Raw genomic sequence first — 16874 nt, forward strand, 5'->3', positions numbered from 1 at the left:
CAGGTACCAGGTCTTGTAGACGCCAGAACCCCTGTGGGAGCGAGCCTGCTCGCGAAGGGCCAGCCGCAATCTCGATCAGGCCCTGAACTGCCCCAGGCTCGCCTTCAACTGCGCCGCCAGACTGTCCAACACCTTGCCGCTGGCAGTGGTCTCGACCACCGCCTGGGCGGCTTTTTCGGCCTGGGCGTGGATGGTTTCCACCCGTCCGCGCACCGCTTGGGCGCCCTGGGCCTGATGCGCTGCTGCCTGGGTCGCCAGGCCGATGGCCGCGTGGACCTGCTCGACCGAAGCCTGCACTGATTGTTGCAGCCGCGCGCTGTCTCGCAGCACCGCCAGACCCTCGTTCGCTTGTCGTCCAGCCTGGCCAATCGCAGCCACCGCTTCGCGCGCACCTTGTTGTAAGGCGACGATATGCGCCTGGATGTCACCGGTCGAACTCTGGGTCTTGCTCGCCAGTGCCCGCACCTCGTCCGCCACCACCGCAAATCCGCGCCCGGTTTCGCCTGCCCGCGCCGCTTCGATGGCCGCGTTCAACGCCAGCAGGTTGGTTTGCTCGGCGATGCCATGGATAACCGTCAAGACCACTTCGATCTGCTCGCTCTGCTGGGCCAGCCGCTCGATGACCTTCGCCCCGGTGTCGACCTGTCCGGCCAGCGCTTCGATCAAGCCGCCGACCTTGGCCGCGGTGCGGGTCGTTTCATCGGTGGCCTGTCGAATCTCTACCACCTGCTGCAGGGCCGCCTGCATCGCCTGGCTTTCCGATTGCGCCTCGTCAGCCATCTGCGACAACGCCCGCAGGCTCTCGGCCACTTCGTCGCGCTGCATGCCGGCCGCCGCGTCGGCGCCGGAGTTGCGCAGGGTCATCGCACCGATTTCCTGGCCGGTGCGCTGGGCCACGTCGCCCGCTTCACGCACGATAGGTTGCAACTTGTCGACAAAACGATTGACCGCCGAAGCCATGTCGCCAATTTCATCCTTGCTGCTGATCTGTACACGCTTGGTCAGATCGCCCTCGCCCGCCGCCAGGTCGTTCATCGCTGCGATCAACAGCTTCAAGCGATTGACCACCCGCCGCCCCAGCACCACGGCCAGCAATGCCAGCACGCCGAACCCGACCAGCGCCAGGCCCAGACCGATGCGCCAGCGCAAAGTCCCCGCAGCTTCCTGCACGGTGGCGGCGGTATTGGTCTGCATTTGCGTGGCGGTTGCCTGCGCCGAGCCCAGGCGGCCACGCATCGCGGTGGCGCTGTCCGCGGCTGCGCCCTTGAGGCTGTCACCGACCAATTGGTCACTGCTGGCGATCAAGGCCGAGAAGCGCTGATCCAGCGCTTTCAGATCGGTTTCTACCGAGGCGGTAGAAACGCCCATCAGCACTTTGCCAATTTCCACACCGTTGGGGTTGATCGACGCTTCGAGGTAATAGACCGACGGGTCGTTCTTCGCCGCGTCCAGCACCTTGTCCAGTGCCCGCTCGCCCTTGCCTTTTTCCAGCAGGGCCTTGTTGATCGGGTTTTCCCGGTTCAGATAACGAGTCAGGTGTTCGCCGGCAGCGTCGTCATAGATGACGAACAACACGTTGGGATTGCGCTGGGCGCGGCGGGCGAATTCGGAAAGGGTCGGCACGTCGCTGTCCCACATGGCGCGAGGCGCGACCGAGGCCAAAAGCTGCGCCATATCATTGGCGGAATCCCTCAGGTCTTTTTCCAGAGTCGCACGCAGATGGGCCTGTTCCTCCTTCAGCCGCGAGGACAAACCGGCGTTCAACCGTTGGCGGGTGCTGGCGGAAAGGCTATCGAGGCTCGAGGTGACTTCACGCCCGGCCTGCTCCAGCTCACCGGCGAGTTTCTGGCTGTCAGCCCCCAGGCGCGCGTTCAGGTCGGCCTCCAGCGCAGTGACCGTGCTTCGGGTCAGCGCAACGGCGACCAGTACCTGCACCAAAAGGGCGATACCGAGCGTAACGAAAACAGGCCGCAGCAAACGGCTTTGTAACAGTGAGAGAACGGCCGACACAGGGGAATCCCTCTACTAACGCCAGTAAATTGATGGCACTTCACAAGAAGTACTTATTATCAAGGGTGCGTAGCAAAGGTCGTGCCGTCTGACAGACAGAGACGACAAAGGACCCAAACGAGGGTCCTTTGTGAGTTACATCAACGACTTATCAGGCGAAAGGATGACGCAGAACGATGGTTTCGTTGCGGTCCGGCCCCGTCGAAATAATGTCGATCGGCGCACCGACCAGCTCTTCGACGCGCTTGATGTAGTTGCGGGCCGCCACGGGCAGTTCTTCCAGGGTCTTGGCGCCCACGGTCGATTCGGTCCAGCCTGGCATCTGCTCGTACACCGGCTCCAGGCCAATGTAGCTGTCTGCATCGGTCGGTGCGTCGATGACGGCGCCGTCCTGGTTCTTGTAGCCCACGCAGATGTTGATGGTTTCCAGGCCGTCCAGCACGTCCAGCTTGGTCAGGCACAGGCCCGAGATGCTGTTGACGTCAATGGCGCGACGCAGGATGACGGCATCGAACCAGCCGCAACGACGGGCACGACCGGTGGTGGCACCGAACTCGTGGCCGCGCTTGGCCAGGAAGGCACCGACGTCGTCGAACAGCTCGGTCGGGAACGGGCCCGAACCGACGCGGGTGGTGTAGGCCTTGGTGATGCCGAGGATGTAGTCCAGGTACATCGGGCCAAAACCCGAACCGGTGGCGATGCCGCCAGCGGTGGTGTTGGAGCTGGTGACGTACGGGTAGGTGCCGTGGTCGATGTCCAGCAGCGAACCCTGGGCGCCTTCGAACATGATGTCCTTACCGGCGCGGCGCAGCTCGTGCAACTCGGCGGTGACGTCGAGCATCATCGGCTTGAGCAGCTCGGCGTATTCCATGCACTCGTCCAGGGTTTTCTGGAAGTCGATGGCCGGCTCTTTGTAATAATTGACCAGGACAAAGTTGTGGTAGTCCAGCAACTCGCCCAGCTTGGCGGCGAAACGTTCGCGGTGGAACAGGTCGCCGATGCGCAGGCCGCGACGGGCGACCTTGTCTTCATAGGCCGGGCCGATGCCGCGACCGGTGGTGCCGATCTTCAGCTCGCCACGGGCCTTTTCACGGGCCTGGTCCAGCGCAACGTGATAGGACAGGATCAGCGGGCAGGACGGGCTGATGCGCAGGCGTTCGCGCACCGGTACACCCTTCTCTTCCAGCTTGATGATTTCCCGCAGCAGGGCGTCGGGGGCAACCACCACGCCGTTGCCGATCAGGCACTGCACGCCTTCGCGCAGCACACCCGAGGGGATCAGGTGCAGAACGGTTTTCTCACCGTCGATCACCAAGGTGTGACCTGCGTTGTGGCCACCCTGGTAGCGCACTACGGCGGCAGCATGTTCGGTCAGCAGATCAACGATCTTGCCTTTGCCCTCATCACCCCATTGGGTGCCCAGGACTACGACATTCTTACCCATAACACTTGTCCTCATTCGCGCAAACTTGGTGCCGGCGATGGCCGGCAGGAAAACTCAAGAAGCCAGCGGCAATACTTGCCAAAGCCCGTTCTGCTGAATCAATTGCCGGTCGCAGTCCGCTTCACGGGCGGCGGCCAAAGGTTGCCCAGGCAATGCCTGGACGACACGCTGACCCTCACTGCGCAACTGGCAGACCATCTGCCAGAGTGCCGCATCCGTACTGTCAGGCATCCAGATACCGCCAGACGGTAACTCGACCTCAGCACGCCCCAGGGTCACCAGGGTTTTCAAATCGGTAGAGAAGCCGGTCGCCGGACGGGCACGACCGAAATCGGCGCCGATGTCGTCGTAGCGACCGCCCTGGGCGATGGACTGGCCGACGCCCGGTACGAATACGGCGAACACCACGCCGGTGTGGTAGTGATAACCGCGCAGTTCACCCAGGTCGAAATACAGCGGCAGCTCCGGGAAACGCACCGACAGACGCTCGGCAATCGCCAACAAGTCATCAAGGGCCGCCAGCACAGGCGCCGGCGCACCGGCCAGACGCTCGCGAGCGGCGCCCAGCACCTCACGGCCGCCACACAGATCCACCAATGCCCGCAGCATGCCAGACAATTGTGTCGGCAGGCCTTCGGTCAGGCTGATGACTTCGTCGATGGCCTTGCGCTGCAACGCATCGAACAACTGCTGTTCCACTTCGCCGGACAGGCCGGCCGCACGTGCCAGGCCGCGGTAGATGCCGACATGGCCCAGGTCCATGTGGACATCCGGCACGTCAGCCAGTTGCAGCATGGCCAGCATCAGACTGATGACTTCCACGTCGCTGCTCGGGCTCGCGTCGCCGTACAGCTCGGCGCCCAGCTGGATCGGGCTGCGCGAAGACGACAAGGCACGCGGCAAGGCATGCAGGACACTGCCGGCATAGCACAGGCGGCTCGGACCTTCACGACGCAGGGTGTGGGCATCGATGCGCGCCACTTGTGGCGTGATGTCGGCCCGAAAGCCCATCTGCCGACCCGACTGCGGATCGATGACCTTGAAGGTGCGCAGATCCAGGTCCTGGCCCGCGCCGGTCAGCAGGGATTCCAGGTACTCGATATGCGGGGTCACGACAAACTCGTAACCCCAGCTCTGGAACAGATCCAACACCTGCCGACGCGCTACTTCGATACGCGCGGCCTCCGGTGGCAGTACTTCTTCGATGCCATCTGGCAGCAGCCAGCGGTCTACCGTTGCCATTACGCCATTCCCCTATGATCCGGGCGGCCAACTTTCGGGCTGGCCTTGAGTGAAGCAGAAAATGCCCGCGCCATGCGAAAAACCGCAAACCACGCGCAAGGGCGACGTGACGAATGGCCTTGAATCGGCCTCGCCAAGCACTTTCCTCGAAAAACCTGTCGGGTCATTTCACCCGACGCCAGCAACCAACACCACAATCGAACGTGCAGACGCAAAAAAGCCGGGAATTTCCCGGCTGCCGCATCATACACACGTTTTCCCAAAGGATCACCCCGCCCGACGTTTTAGCCGCCGGGCGGAGTGCTTCAGGTCAACGTCGCATCAAGGCTTGGCCTTTTCCAGGTAGTGGAAAAAGTCGCTGCTTGGGTCCAGGACCAGAACGTCGGACTTGTTCGCGAAGCTTTCACGGTAGGCGCGCAGGCTACGATAGAACGCGTAGAACTCCTGGTCCTGGCCGTAGGCCTTGGCGTAGATCGCAGCGGCCTGGGCATCGCCATCACCACGGACTTCTTCCGATTCGCGATAGGCTTCGGCCAGCAGCACACGGCGTTGGCGATCGGCGTCGGCACGGATGCCTTCAGCCAGCTCGTTACCCTTGGCACGGTGCTCGCGGGCTTCACGCTCACGCTCGGTGCTCATGCGCTCGAACACGCTGCGGTTCACTTCCTTCGGCAGGTCGATGGCCTTGACGCGGACATCGACCACTTCGATACCCAACTCTTTTTCCGCCATCGTGTTCAGCGAACGGGTGATGTCGGACATGAGCGCATCGCGCTCACCGGAGACCACTTCATGCAGGGTACGCTTACCGAACTGGTCACGCAGACCCGATTCCAGGCGACGGGACAGACGCTCGTCGGCGATCTGCTTGAGGCCGGACGTCGCGGTGTAGAAGCGCTCGGCATCCTTCACGCGCCATTTGGCGTAGGCATCCACCATCACGGCTTTCTTTTCCAGCGTCAGGAAGCGCTGCGTCGGCGCGTCCAGCGTCATCAGGCGGGCGTCGAACTTGCGCACCTTGTTGACGTACGGCACTTTCACATGCAGCCCCGGCTGGACATCAGCCTGGACCACGCGACCGAACTGCAGCAACACCGCACGCTCGGTCTGAGCCACGATGTAGAAGCAGTTCCAGGCAGCGATCGCCACGACGACACCGACAATAAGGGCGATCAGCGATTTATTGCTCATCAGCGACTCTCCCTGGTACGTGCTTGCTGTTGCTGCAGGTCCGCCGCCGCGCGGGCATTGGCTTCATTGCTGGCGGCTGCCGCCGCGCCGGTTGACGGCGTGCCGGTGTTGCGACCGCTCTCGACCATCTTGTCCAGCGGCAGGTACAGCAGATTGCTCTGGCCGTTCTTGTTGCCGGTCACGAGGACCTTGCTGGTGTTGCTGAAGACTTCCTGCATGGTGTCCAGGTACAGACGCTGGCGGGTCACTTCAGGAGCCTTGCGATACTCGGCCACCAGCTTGGTGAAGCGATCAGCCTCACCCTTGGCGCGGGAAACCACTTCGTCGCGATAGCCGTTGGCATCCTCGATGATGCGCTGGGCCTGGCCACGGGCTTCCGGCACGACGCCGTTGGCGTAGGTTTCGGCCTGGTTGCGCGAACGCTGCTCGTCTTCACGGGCACGGATCACGTCGTCGAAGGCTTCCTGGACTTCACGCGGTGCCGCTGCGCTCTGCACGTTGACCTGGGTCACGGTGATACCGGTGCGATAGGTGTCGAGGAAGCGTTGCAGACGCTCCTTGATTTCGCTGGCCATCAGCTCGCGACCTTCGGTCAGCACCTGATCCATGGCGGTGGAGCCCACCACATGGCGCAAGGCACTCTCAGTCGCGTGCTGCAGGCTGATTTCCGGCTGGTCGACGTTCAGCACGAAGTCCTGCAGGTTGGTGATCTTGTACTGCACGGTCAGCGGCACTTCGACGATGTTCTCGTCCTCGGTGAGCATCTGGCCCTGCTTGGTGTAGGCACGCTCACGCGTGACGTTCTCCATGTACTTCTGGTCGATCGGCGGGAAATAGATGTTCAGGCCCGGGCCGACGGTTTCGTAGTACTTGCCGAAGCGCAGCACCACGGCTTGCTCCTGCTCGTCCACGACATAAACCGCGCTGTACAGCCAGACAGCCGCAAGCACGACAAGACCGATGCCGAGCAGGCCGAAACCACCGCCTCTGCCCGGACGGCTGCCGCCATCGTCACCGCGTTTCTTACCACCACCGAACAAACCGTTCAGGCTTTCCTGCAGCTTGCGGAAGGCCTCGTCGAGATCCGGTGGTCCCTTGCGGTCGCCGTTGTTACGACGCTTGCCGCCCCAGGGATCCTGGTTGTTCGAGTTGCCACCCGGCTCATTCCAAGCCATAGCGCTCTCCATCTGATAAAGCAAAGACGCACCCACTGCGCGCCGGCCAATGCTACAGAATGCCTGACACAGCTTTCTCAGGCTTTTATTGCAAAGTGTGTTGCTCGATGAATTCCATCGGTTGCAGCCCTTCACGACTGACCAGCCGGTTCAGTTCCGACCGAGGCAGGCGAACGGCCAGCAGGCAGACACCTTCTTCGTCGTGTTCTTCTTTCTGCACCGCCCCCAGCTCGAAGAACTGGGCACGCAGCCGGGCAAAACGCTGTGGCAGCTTCAGGGTGCCGACAAACAGGTCGTCGCCCAGCAGCTCCGCCACGGCCTGCTTGAGCAGGTCCAGGCCGCTGCCATCACGCGCCGACAGCCAGACCCGCTGCGGCTTGCCGTCGGCATCGCGCTGGATCTGCGGTTCCACGCCCTCGAGCAAATCGAGTTTGTTGTATACCTCGAGGATCGGCAAGTCCTGCGCCCCGATCTCGCCCAGCACCACCATGACCTGCTCGATCTGCAGCATCCGGTCCGGCTCGGCAGCATCGATCACATGCAGCAGCAGGTCGGAGTTGCTCGACTCTTCGAGCGTAGCCCGGAAAGCCTCGACCAGTTTATGCGGCAGGTGCCGGATGAAGCCCACGGTGTCGGCCAGCACGATCGGCCCGAGGTCGTCCAGGTCGAGCCGGCGCAGGGTCGGGTCGAGCGTGGCGAACAACTGGTCGGCCGCGTAGACGTCGGACTGGGTAACGTGATTGAACAGCGTCGATTTGCCGGCGTTGGTATACCCCACCAGTGAAACCGTCGGGATGTCCGCCCGCTTGCGGCCGCGTCGCGACTGCTCGCGCTGGCTGCGGACCTTCTCCAGCCGCCCCTTGATCTGGCGCAGGCGAACCCGCAGCAGGCGCCGGTCGGTTTCCAGCTGGGTTTCACCCGGGCCACGCAGGCCGATACCGCCTTTCTGGCGCTCGAGGTGAGTCCAGCCGCGAACCAGCCGTGTGCTCATGTGCTCAAGCTGGGCCAGTTCGACCTGGAGCTTGCCTTCATGGGTACGCGCGCGTTGGGCAAAGATATCGAGAATCAGCCCGGTGCGGTCGATCACGCGACACTCGAAGACACGTTCGAGGTTACGTTCCTGACTGGGCGTAAGGATGTGATTGAAAATCACCAGATCGATGTGCTCGGCCTTGACCAGGTCGCGCAACTCCTCGACCTTGCCACTGCCGATCAGGAATTTGGCGGTTGGCCGATGACGCGGCACGTTGAAAAACGCGACGGTCTCGGCGCCGGCCGAAATTGCCAATTCCTGAAACTCCTGCGGATCTTCGCGCGCCTCAGGGTCCTGTCCTTCCAAGTGAACGAGAATAGTCCGCTCACCACCACCGTGGCGCTCAAAGAACAAAGGAGGCTCCTATCAAGCGTTACCCGGCTCAGCGTCAGCGCCTTCGGATTCGGTTGCGCTAGGCAGACGAATTGGGCGAACCGGCACCACTGTCGAGATAGCGTGTTTGTAGACCATCTGGCTGACGGTGTTTTTCAGCAGGATGACGAACTGGTCGAAAGACTCGATCGTGCCTTGCAGTTTGATCCCGTTGACCAGATAGATGGACACCCCAACTTTTTCTTTACGTAAAGTGTTCAAGTAAGGGTCTTGTAGCGAATGCCCTTTTGACATGTGCCGCACTCCTTTAAGGATCAATTATAAAAATCGGAATCAGATGGCTTGGGCCGTCACACCCCCAAGGATAGACGGCAATTGCAAGGACTCAGCTCAATATGGAGATGGTCCCAAGGTATTTCAAGGCGCGTGGCAGATTGTCGCAATCAAGGCTGTCGAGCCAATGCAAGTCAGTCCAGCTGCGCAACCAGGTGAACTGGCGCTTCGCCAATTGGCGCGTGGCGATAATCCCACGCTCGCGCATCTCGGCTGACGTCAGCTTGCCGTCCAGGTAATCCCAGACTTGTCGATAACCTACCGCACGTATAGACGGCAACCCGGCATGCAGGTCACTTCGCTCACGCAGGGCTACGACCTCGTCTATGAACCCCTGTTCCAACATCAATGTGAATCTTTGTTCAATACGCTGATGCAACACTTGCCGGTTCGCCGGAGCGATGGCCAGATTCGCGACAGTATAGGGCAATTGTTGCAGTCCCGAAGCGGCTGCTTCAGTACTTTGCGCAGATTGTCGCTGGCGCAGGGCCGTCATGCTCTGGCCGCTGACCCGATAAACCTCCAGCGCTCGGCTGAGCCGCTGCGGGTCGTTGGGGTGAATACGCGCCGCCGAATCGGGATCGATCACCGCCAATTGCTCGTGAAGCGCTTGCCAGCCAAGGCGCGCAGCCTCTTCTTCGATCTGCGCGCGCACCTCGGGATCGGCCGCCGGCATGTCCGCCAGCCCGTCGACCAAGGCCTTGTAATAGAGCATGGTGCCGCCCACCAGCAGCGGAATCTTGCCCCGCGCGGTGATCTCGGCCATGGCCTGGAGCGCATCACGCCGGAAATCGGCTGCCGAGTAGGCGTCGGCCGGGTCGAGGATATCGATCAGGCGGTGCGGATATTCAGCCAGCAGTTCCTTCGATGGCTTGGCGGTGCCGATGTCCATGCCCCGATAGACCAGGGCCGAGTCGACGCTGATCAACTCGCAGGGCAGCACCTTGGTCAGTTCGATGGCCAGGTCGGTCTTGCCGGCGGCCGTCGGCCCCATCAGGAAGATCGCCGGAGGGAGCTGGCTCATCAGCGACCGCGCAGGAACAGTTTGTCCAGGTCGTCCAGGCCCAATTGGGTCCAGGTCGGCCGGCCATGGTTGCATTGACCGCTGCGTTCGGTGTTTTCCATGTCCCGCAGCAGACCGTTCATTTCCGGCAGGGCCAGGCGCCGGTTGGCGCGGATTGCGCCGTGGCAGGCCATGGTGCCGAGCAGTTCGTTCAGGTGCGCCTGGATCCGGTCACTGGTGCCGTACTCCATCAGGTCCGCCAGCACGTCGCTGACCAGGCGATTGGCCTCGGCCTGTTTCAACAAGGCCGGGATTTGCCGGATCGCCAGGGTCTCCGGGCCCAGGCGCTGCAACTCGAAGCCCAGGCGCTGGAACCAGCTCACATGTTCTTCGGCGCAATCGGCTTCGCGCTGGCTGACGGCCAGGGATTCGGGCACCAGCAGCGGTTGCCCGCTCAAGCCTTCGCTGGCCATGGCGATCTTCAATCGTTCGTACATGATCCGCTCGTGGGCGGCGTGCATGTCCACCAGGACCAGGCCCTGGGCATTTTCCGAGAGGATGTAGATACCTTTGAGCTGCGCCAGGGCATAGCCTAGCGGCGGGATATCGCCCTGGCCATCAGGCAATGCCGCCGCACCGGTCTCCGGCAGCGGCTTGAAAAATTCGCGATAGGCAGCCTGGGCCTCCGCCGCCGGCACATTCGACTGAGGACGCGGCGTGTATTGGTATTGATAGCCGCTGCCGGCACCGTTGCCGGCCGTGTTATAGACCGGCTGGGGCTGGGGTTGCTCAAGCAGCGCGTTGGCCGCCAGGCGCATTTCGCCCTGGGGACCGAATTCGCCAGCTTCCAGTCCGCTTGGCCGGACCATGCCGGCCACCGCCGCCGGGGCCGCCAATTGATCTTCGGGACGCACATCGCCCAGGGCGCGATGCAAAGTGCCATAGAGGAAGTCATGGACCATGCGACCGTCACGGAACCGCACTTCGTGCTTGGTCGGGTGCACGTTGACGTCCACCACCGAAGGGTCGACCTCGAAAAACAGCACGAAGGTCGGATGCCGACCGTTGAACAGCACATCGCGATACGCCTGGCGCACCGCGTGGGCCACGAGCTTGTCGCGCACCGCGCGGCCATTCACATAGAAATACTGCAAATCCGCCTGGCTGCGGGAGAACGTCGGCAAGCCGACCCAGCCCCACAGGTGCAGGCCATTGCGCTCCACCTCGATGGGCAATGCCTGCTCGAGGAAACCCGCACCGCACACCGAGCCCACGCGTCGGGCACGGGCCGCATCATCGTGGGCCTCGTGCAGACTGAGGATGGTCTTGCCGTTGTGGCGCAAATGGAACGCCACGTCAAAACGCGCCAGGGCCAGGCGCTTGATGACTTCCTGCAAATGATCGAACTCGGTCTTCTCGGCCTTGAGGAACTTGCGCCGGGCCGGGGTATTGAAGAACAGGTCGCGCACTTCTACCGATGTGCCCACCGGATGGGCGGCGGGCTGGACGCGAGAAGCCATGTCGCGGCCTTCGGTCTCGACCTGCCAGGCCTGGTCGGCATCGCGGGTGCGGGACGTCAGCGTCAGGCGCGACACCGAGCTGATGGACGCCAGCGCCTCGCCACGAAACCCCAGGCTCATGACCCGCTCAAGGTCTTCCAGGTCGCGAATCTTGCTGGTGGCGTGGCGAGCCAGCGCCAGCGGCAGGTCGTCGGCGGGAATGCCGCGACCGTCATCGCGCACCCGCAACAGTTTGACGCCGCCCTGCTCGACATCGACGTCGATGCGCTTGGCCCCGGAGTCGAGGCTGTTTTCCAGCAGTTCCTTGATGACCGACGCCGGGCGCTCGACCACCTCACCGGCAGCGATCTGGTTCGCCAGCCGCGGGCTGAGCAGTTCGATGCGAGCGTTGCCGCCAATCACTTCATCCGTCATTGCTTGACCGCCACTTCGTTGCCGGGAATGGTCAGGGTCTGGCCGATCTTCAGCTCGTCACTCTGCAGGTTATTGGCGCTGCGCAAGGTAGCGGGCGACACCTGGTAGCGCACCGCGATCATCGCCAGGGTTTCGCCAGGACTGACGCGATGATCCCGTGGTCCCTGGGCAATCTTGCCCGAGTCGCGCAGCCAGGCGATGTAGGTGCCCGGCGGCGGGTTCTGCTGGAAGAACTGCCGCACACCACTGCTGATGGAACGGGCCAGGGCCTGCTGATGGCTCGCAGAGGACAGTTTCGAGGCTTCGTTGGCGTTGGAGATAAACCCGGTTTCCACGAGGATCGACGGGATGTCCGGCGACTTGAGCACCATGAATCCGGCCTGTTCGACGCGTTGCTTGTGCAACGGGGTAACGCGGCCGATGTTGCTCAGGACCTTTTGCCCAACGTTGAGGCTGGACGTCAACGAGGCGGTCATCGACAGATCCAGCAACACGCCGGCGAGCATCCGGTCCTTGTCGTCGAGGCTGACGTTGCCGGCACCGCCGATCAGGTCGGAACGGTTTTCACTGTCGGCCAGCCAGCGCGCGGTCTCGGAGGTGGCGCCACGATCGGACAAGGCGAATACCGAGGCGCCGAACGCAGCCTTCGAAGGCGCGGCGTCGGCGTGGATCGAGACGAACAGGTCCGCACCTTTCTTGCGGGCGATCTCGGTGCGGCCACGCAACGGAATGAAGTAGTCGCCGGTGCGGGTCAGCTCAGCGCGAAAGCCCTTCATGCCGTTGACCTGGCGCTGCAACTCCCGGGCGATGGCCAGCACCACGTCTTTCTCACGCTGACCGCGCGAGCCCGAGGCGCCAGGGTCTTCGCCACCGTGGCCGGCATCGATGACCACGATGATGTCGCGTTTGCCGGCCGGCGCCGGTGGCAGCTTGAGCGCAGGCTCGGTGGGTGTGACCGGAACGGCAGGCACCGTCGCGACCTTGGTCGGGGGCGGTGGCGCAGGCGCGGCGTCGGCCGGGTTATCGAACAGATCCACCACCAACCGGTTACCGTACTGGGCATTGGGTGCGAGGGTGAAACTCTTCGGGGTCACGGCCTGTTTCAGGTCGATGACCACTCGCAGGTCGGTGGGCGTGCGCTGGGCCGAACGCATCGCGGTAATCGGCGTGTTGGCCGTGGGCACGTTCAGCGGCGCGCCCAGGGATGCACCGTTGATGTCGATCACTAGGCGATCCGGGGCCGCGAGGGTGAACACGCTGTGCTGCACCGGGCCTGTCAGGTCGAACACCAGCCGGGTGTTGTCCGGCGCCCGCCAGAGGCGAACACTGTTAACCTTTGTCTCAGCCACAGCATCGACGGCCAGTGCCGTAAGCAACAGTCCTACGACAGCAACCACCGCGCGAAAGCGCATACCAAACCCCATCATCAATTAGTTTTCCAGTGCCAGAGCGGCACACCACGACTCGCCACGCGAGCCTTGCGGCGTCAGTTTCAGCGAACGCCCGCCGTTCTGCGCGCCAATGGTAATGGTCAGGTCGGGCTTTGGCAAAAAGCCTGCACCCTTCTGAGGCCATTCGATCAGGCACAAGGCGTCATCTTCGAAATAATCACGGATCCCGAGAAACTCCAGCTCCTCAGGATCGACCAGTCGATACAGGTCGAAATGGAAGGCGCGGGTATCACCGATCTCGTAGGGCTCGACCAACGTGAACGTGGGGCTCTTGACCGAGCCGACATGCCCGAGGCCGCGAATGATGCCACGGGACAGGGTGGTTTTCCCCGCGCCGAGGTCACCTTCGAGAAAAATCAGACCATGGCCTGCGGTGATCTGCGCGATGCGGGTGCCAAATTGTGTCATGGCTTGTTCGTCCGCCACGTACAGGGTTACTTCAGACACGGTGAATGCTCCTCCAACAACTGACGAATGGCCGGAATCAGATCGGTCGCGGCCAATCCGCGGCCCGAGCGACCGACCTGCACCCCGGCATTGGCATGCAGCCAGACGGCCAGGCACGCGGCTTCGAATCCTTCCATTCCCTGGGCCAGCAAAGCGCCGGCCACGCCAGCGAGTACATCCCCCAGGCCAGCGGTGGCCATCGCCGGATGACCCTGACCGCAAACCGCCAGGCGCCCGTCCGGGCTGGCGATCAGGCTACCGGCGCCTTTGAGAATCACGCTGGCTCGGTATTTTTTGCTCAATGCGTGGGCCGCCGCTGGACGATCGGCCTGCACCTGCACGGTGGAAATCCCCAGCAGTCGCGCGGCCTCGCCTGGATGCGGGGTGATGATGCACTGTTCCGGCAGACTGACCACGCCATGGCTCAACAAATTCAGCGCATCGGCATCCCACACCTGCGGCAGCGACGCATTGGCCGCCGCCGACAACAGGCTGCGCCCCCAAGCGGCCTGGCCCAGGCCCGGCCCCACCACCAGCACGCTGGCCTGTTTGAGCAGCCCCATCAACTGGTTAGCCGAATGGGTGCCTTGCACCATCACCTCGGGCAAACGCACCAGCGCGGCGGCCACATGCTCGCTGCGGGTCGCCATCGAAACCATCCCCGCACCGCTGCGCAAGGCGCTTTCGGCGCTCATCTGGATGGCGCCGCCAAAACCGCGGTCGCCGCCAATCAACAGCACATGACCAAACCTGCCCTTGTGGGCTGAAGGCGCACGGGGCGGCAGACGCGGCAAATTATGCGGCAAGAGCAATCGAGCATCGGCCGGCGCCGCGTCAACGAGGTCCGGGTCCGCGTGCAGGTCGTTGAATACCAACTCTCCCACCCGATCCGCCGCATCGCCGGTGAACAGACCGAGCTTCAGGCCAATGAAGGTCACGGTCAGGTCCGCCGTCACTGCGGTACCCAGCACCCGACCGGTGTCGGCACACAACCCGGAAGGGATATCCACCGCCGCGACCGGTAACCCGCTGACATTGATGGTGTCGATTGCCCGGACATACGGTTCTCGAACGTCACCGCTCGCCCCGGTGCCGAGCAACGCGTCGAGCAGAACACCGCGCAATTCGCAATCATCCGACCAAGGTTCCACCGGCACACCGACCGCCACGGCTTCGGCATGGGCATTGGCGGCATCACCCAGCAACCGCCGGGGCTCGCCTACCGCCAGTACCCGGACCGCCCAGCCGGCACGCCGGGCCAGAGTCGCCACCAAGTAGCCATCGCCGGCGTTGTTGCCATGGCCGGCGAATACGGTCAACTCGCCGGCCTCAGGCCAGCGCCGGACGATCGCTCGCCAGGTGGCGCGGGCGGCGCGCTGCATCAATTCGAAGCCGCTGGTGCCCGCCGCGATCAGTTGTGCGTCGAGGGCCCGGACTTGCGCGGCACTGTACAGCGCGTCGGGAAATTCATCTTTAGTCTGCGGCATGCGTCTTCGGGCTCCGATGTCTGGCAGAATTATACGCATCTCAGCTCCGGTTTCTCTCGCCTCATGCCTGCCATTCCCACAGACCTCCCCGCCCTCGCCCAATCCATCAAGGACTGGGGCCGCGAGCTGGGTTTCCAGCAAGTCGGCATCAGCGGCCTGGACCTTGGCGAGCATGAGCAGCACTTGCAACGCTGGCTCGGAGCCGGCTACCACGGCGAAATGGATTACATGGGCGCCCACGGCAGCAAACGCTCGCACCCGGAAGAACTGGTTCCGGGCACGCTGCGGGTGGTGTCCCTGCGCATGGACTACCTGCCGGGCGACACCCGAATGGCGCAATTGCTTGGCGAACCGGAAAAAGCCTACGTCTCGCGTTATGCGTTGGGCCGCGATTACCACAAATTGATCCGTAAACGCGTGCAGCAATTGGCAGAAAAAATCCAGGCAGCCATCGGCCCCTTCGGCTATCGCGCGTTTGTCGACAGCGCACCGGTGCTGGAAAAAGCCATTGCCGAACAGGCCGGGCTGGGATGGATCGGCAAAAACACCCTGGTGTTGAACCGCAAGGCCGGCAGCTATTTTTTCCTCAGCGAGCTGTTCGTCGACCTGCCGCTGCCGGTGGACCCGCCCCACGGCACCGAGCATTGCGGAAAATGCACCGCCTGCCTGGACATCTGCCCGACCAACGCCTTCGTTGGTCCCTACGTATTGGATGCCCGGCGTTGCATCTCCTACCTCACGATCGAACTGAAAAACGCTATCCCCGAGGAACTGCGGCCGCTGATCGGCAATAGGGTGTTCGGTTGCGATGACTGCCAGATTGTCTGCCCGTGGAATCGCTTCGCCCGGCCCTCCGCGGAAGGTGACTTCAAGCCACGCCACAACCTGGACAATGCCGAACTGGCCGAGCTGTTCATGTGGGATGAGGACAGGTTTCTCAGCAGCACCGAAGGTTCGCCATTACGCCGCGCCGGTTATGAGCGCTGGCTGCGTAACCTGGCGGTGGGGCTTGGCAATGCGCCGACGACCATTCCCGTGCTGGAGGCGTTGAAGGCGCGACAGGATTATCCGTCAGCCCTGGTCCAGGAACATGTGCAATGGGCGCTGCGCCAACATGCCGAACGTCAGACTTCGTCGTTATAGACGAACTTGGGCATTTCCCAGTGAAACCGGATCGCCAGGAGCCGCAGCAGGAAACCACCAAACAGGGTGATCAGGATCGCCTGCTCGCTGGGCAATTGCAGGTAGACACACAGCAGGTAGCACCACGCGGCAGCGAAGGAGACGCTGGCATAGAGTTCGCGACGGAAAATCAGCGGGATATCGTTACAGAAGATATCCCGCAGAATGCCGCCAAAAACCCCGGTAATCACCCCACTGACCGAGGCCACCAACATGCCATGGCCCATTTCCAGCGCGGTCATGCAGCCGATCAAGGTAAACGCCACCAGCCCAACGGCATCGAGCACCAGGAACAGCGAGCGCAGGTGACGCATCCAGCGCGCCAGGAATACCGTCAACATGGCCGCCGCGGTCGTCAGCACCAGGTATTCCGGATGCTTGACCCAGGTCAGCGGGTAATGCCCCAGCAGCACGTCGCGCACCGAGCCGCCACCCAGCGCCGTGATACAGGCGATCAGCACCACGCCGAACCAGTCCATGCCACGCCGCCCGGCAGACAAGGCGCCGGTCATGGCTTCGGCGGTAATGGCGATCAGATACAGCATCAGCAACATGGTGGCAGTCCTTGCGGGAAGGCGCGCAGTCTAGCCAGTTTGGGCAGGCACCAAA

The 16874-nt window shown here is 62.9% G+C and carries 14 protein-coding genes; 1 reads left to right on the top strand and 13 read right to left on the bottom strand.

What is annotated here, in order from left to right:
- Positions 1-75: 75 nt before the first annotated feature.
- The 12 genes from J3P94_RS24745 to J3P94_RS24800 all read right to left on the bottom strand — a co-directional run bounded on the left by J3P94_RS24745 (position 76) and on the right by J3P94_RS24800 (position 15083).
- On the bottom strand, positions 76-2010 hold the full coding sequence (locus tag J3P94_RS24745; protein ID WP_434570000.1) for a methyl-accepting chemotaxis protein: 1935 nt from the start codon (positions 2008-2010) through the stop codon (positions 76-78).
- Positions 2011-2161: 151 nt separating this feature from the next.
- Positions 2162-3454: an adenylosuccinate synthase gene (locus tag J3P94_RS24750; RefSeq protein ID WP_003186407.1), complete on the bottom strand. Its 1293-nt coding sequence runs from the start codon at positions 3452-3454 to the stop codon at positions 2162-2164.
- Positions 3455-3508: 54 nt separating this feature from the next.
- Complete coding sequence (locus J3P94_RS24755; RefSeq protein ID WP_434570001.1) at positions 3509-4696, bottom strand: ATP phosphoribosyltransferase regulatory subunit; 1188 nt, start codon at positions 4694-4696, stop codon at positions 3509-3511.
- A 321-nt stretch (positions 4697-5017) separates the two neighbouring features.
- Complete coding sequence (gene hflC / locus J3P94_RS24760; RefSeq protein ID WP_305497195.1) at positions 5018-5887, bottom strand: protease modulator HflC; 870 nt, start codon at positions 5885-5887, stop codon at positions 5018-5020.
- On the bottom strand, positions 5887-7062 hold the full coding sequence (gene hflK / locus J3P94_RS24765) for an FtsH protease activity modulator HflK (RefSeq protein WP_434570002.1): 1176 nt from the start codon (positions 7060-7062) through the stop codon (positions 5887-5889). Before hflK ends, hflC begins: the two co-directional genes overlap by 1 nt.
- 85 nt (positions 7063-7147) lie before the next feature.
- Positions 7148-8449: a ribosome rescue GTPase HflX gene (hflX, locus tag J3P94_RS24770; protein WP_434570003.1), complete on the bottom strand. Its 1302-nt coding sequence runs from the start codon at positions 8447-8449 to the stop codon at positions 7148-7150.
- A 12-nt stretch (positions 8450-8461) separates the two neighbouring features.
- The gene (gene hfq / locus J3P94_RS24775; RefSeq protein ID WP_058546527.1) at positions 8462-8722 is read right to left on the bottom strand and encodes an RNA chaperone Hfq; all 261 of its coding nucleotides are present in this window, start codon (positions 8720-8722) and stop codon (positions 8462-8464) included.
- Positions 8723-8813: 91 nt separating this feature from the next.
- Positions 8814-9785: a tRNA (adenosine(37)-N6)-dimethylallyltransferase MiaA gene (miaA, locus tag J3P94_RS24780; protein ID WP_434570004.1), complete on the bottom strand. Its 972-nt coding sequence runs from the start codon at positions 9783-9785 to the stop codon at positions 8814-8816.
- Positions 9785-11698, bottom strand: coding sequence for a DNA mismatch repair endonuclease MutL (mutL, locus tag J3P94_RS24785; protein ID WP_434570005.1), 1914 nt, complete (start codon positions 11696-11698; stop codon positions 9785-9787). The genes miaA and mutL overlap by 1 nt, the downstream gene beginning before the upstream one ends.
- On the bottom strand, positions 11695-13125 hold the full coding sequence (locus tag J3P94_RS24790) for an N-acetylmuramoyl-L-alanine amidase (RefSeq protein WP_370871022.1): 1431 nt from the start codon (positions 13123-13125) through the stop codon (positions 11695-11697). The genes mutL and J3P94_RS24790 overlap by 4 nt, the downstream gene beginning before the upstream one ends.
- Before the next feature lie 3 nt (positions 13126-13128).
- Entirely contained in the window at positions 13129-13596 is a 468-nt protein-coding gene (gene tsaE / locus J3P94_RS24795) for a tRNA (adenosine(37)-N6)-threonylcarbamoyltransferase complex ATPase subunit type 1 TsaE (RefSeq protein ID WP_434570006.1), read from the bottom strand.
- Positions 13584-15083, bottom strand: coding sequence for an NAD(P)H-hydrate dehydratase (locus tag J3P94_RS24800; protein WP_434570007.1), 1500 nt, complete (start codon positions 15081-15083; stop codon positions 13584-13586). The genes tsaE and J3P94_RS24800 overlap by 13 nt, the downstream gene beginning before the upstream one ends.
- 63 nt (positions 15084-15146) lie before the next feature.
- On the opposite strand from J3P94_RS24800, the gene queG reads away from it, so the two are divergent.
- Positions 15147-16226 carry a tRNA epoxyqueuosine(34) reductase QueG gene (gene queG, locus J3P94_RS24805; RefSeq protein ID WP_434570008.1) on the top strand — a complete coding sequence of 360 codons (1080 nt, stop codon included), beginning with the start codon at positions 15147-15149 and terminating at the stop codon, positions 16224-16226.
- On the opposite strand, the gene J3P94_RS24810 is transcribed toward queG, so the two are convergent.
- The gene (locus J3P94_RS24810) at positions 16208-16819 is read right to left on the bottom strand and encodes a trimeric intracellular cation channel family protein (protein ID WP_305497211.1); all 612 of its coding nucleotides are present in this window, start codon (positions 16817-16819) and stop codon (positions 16208-16210) included. The two genes, queG and J3P94_RS24810, sit on opposite strands and share 19 nt — an antisense overlap.
- Positions 16820-16874: the final 55 nt, after the last annotated feature.

Origin of the sequence: Pseudomonas sp. Z3-8 (assembly GCF_051131975.1) — a bacterium.
GTDB lineage: Bacteria > Pseudomonadota > Gammaproteobacteria > Pseudomonadales > Pseudomonadaceae > Aquipseudomonas.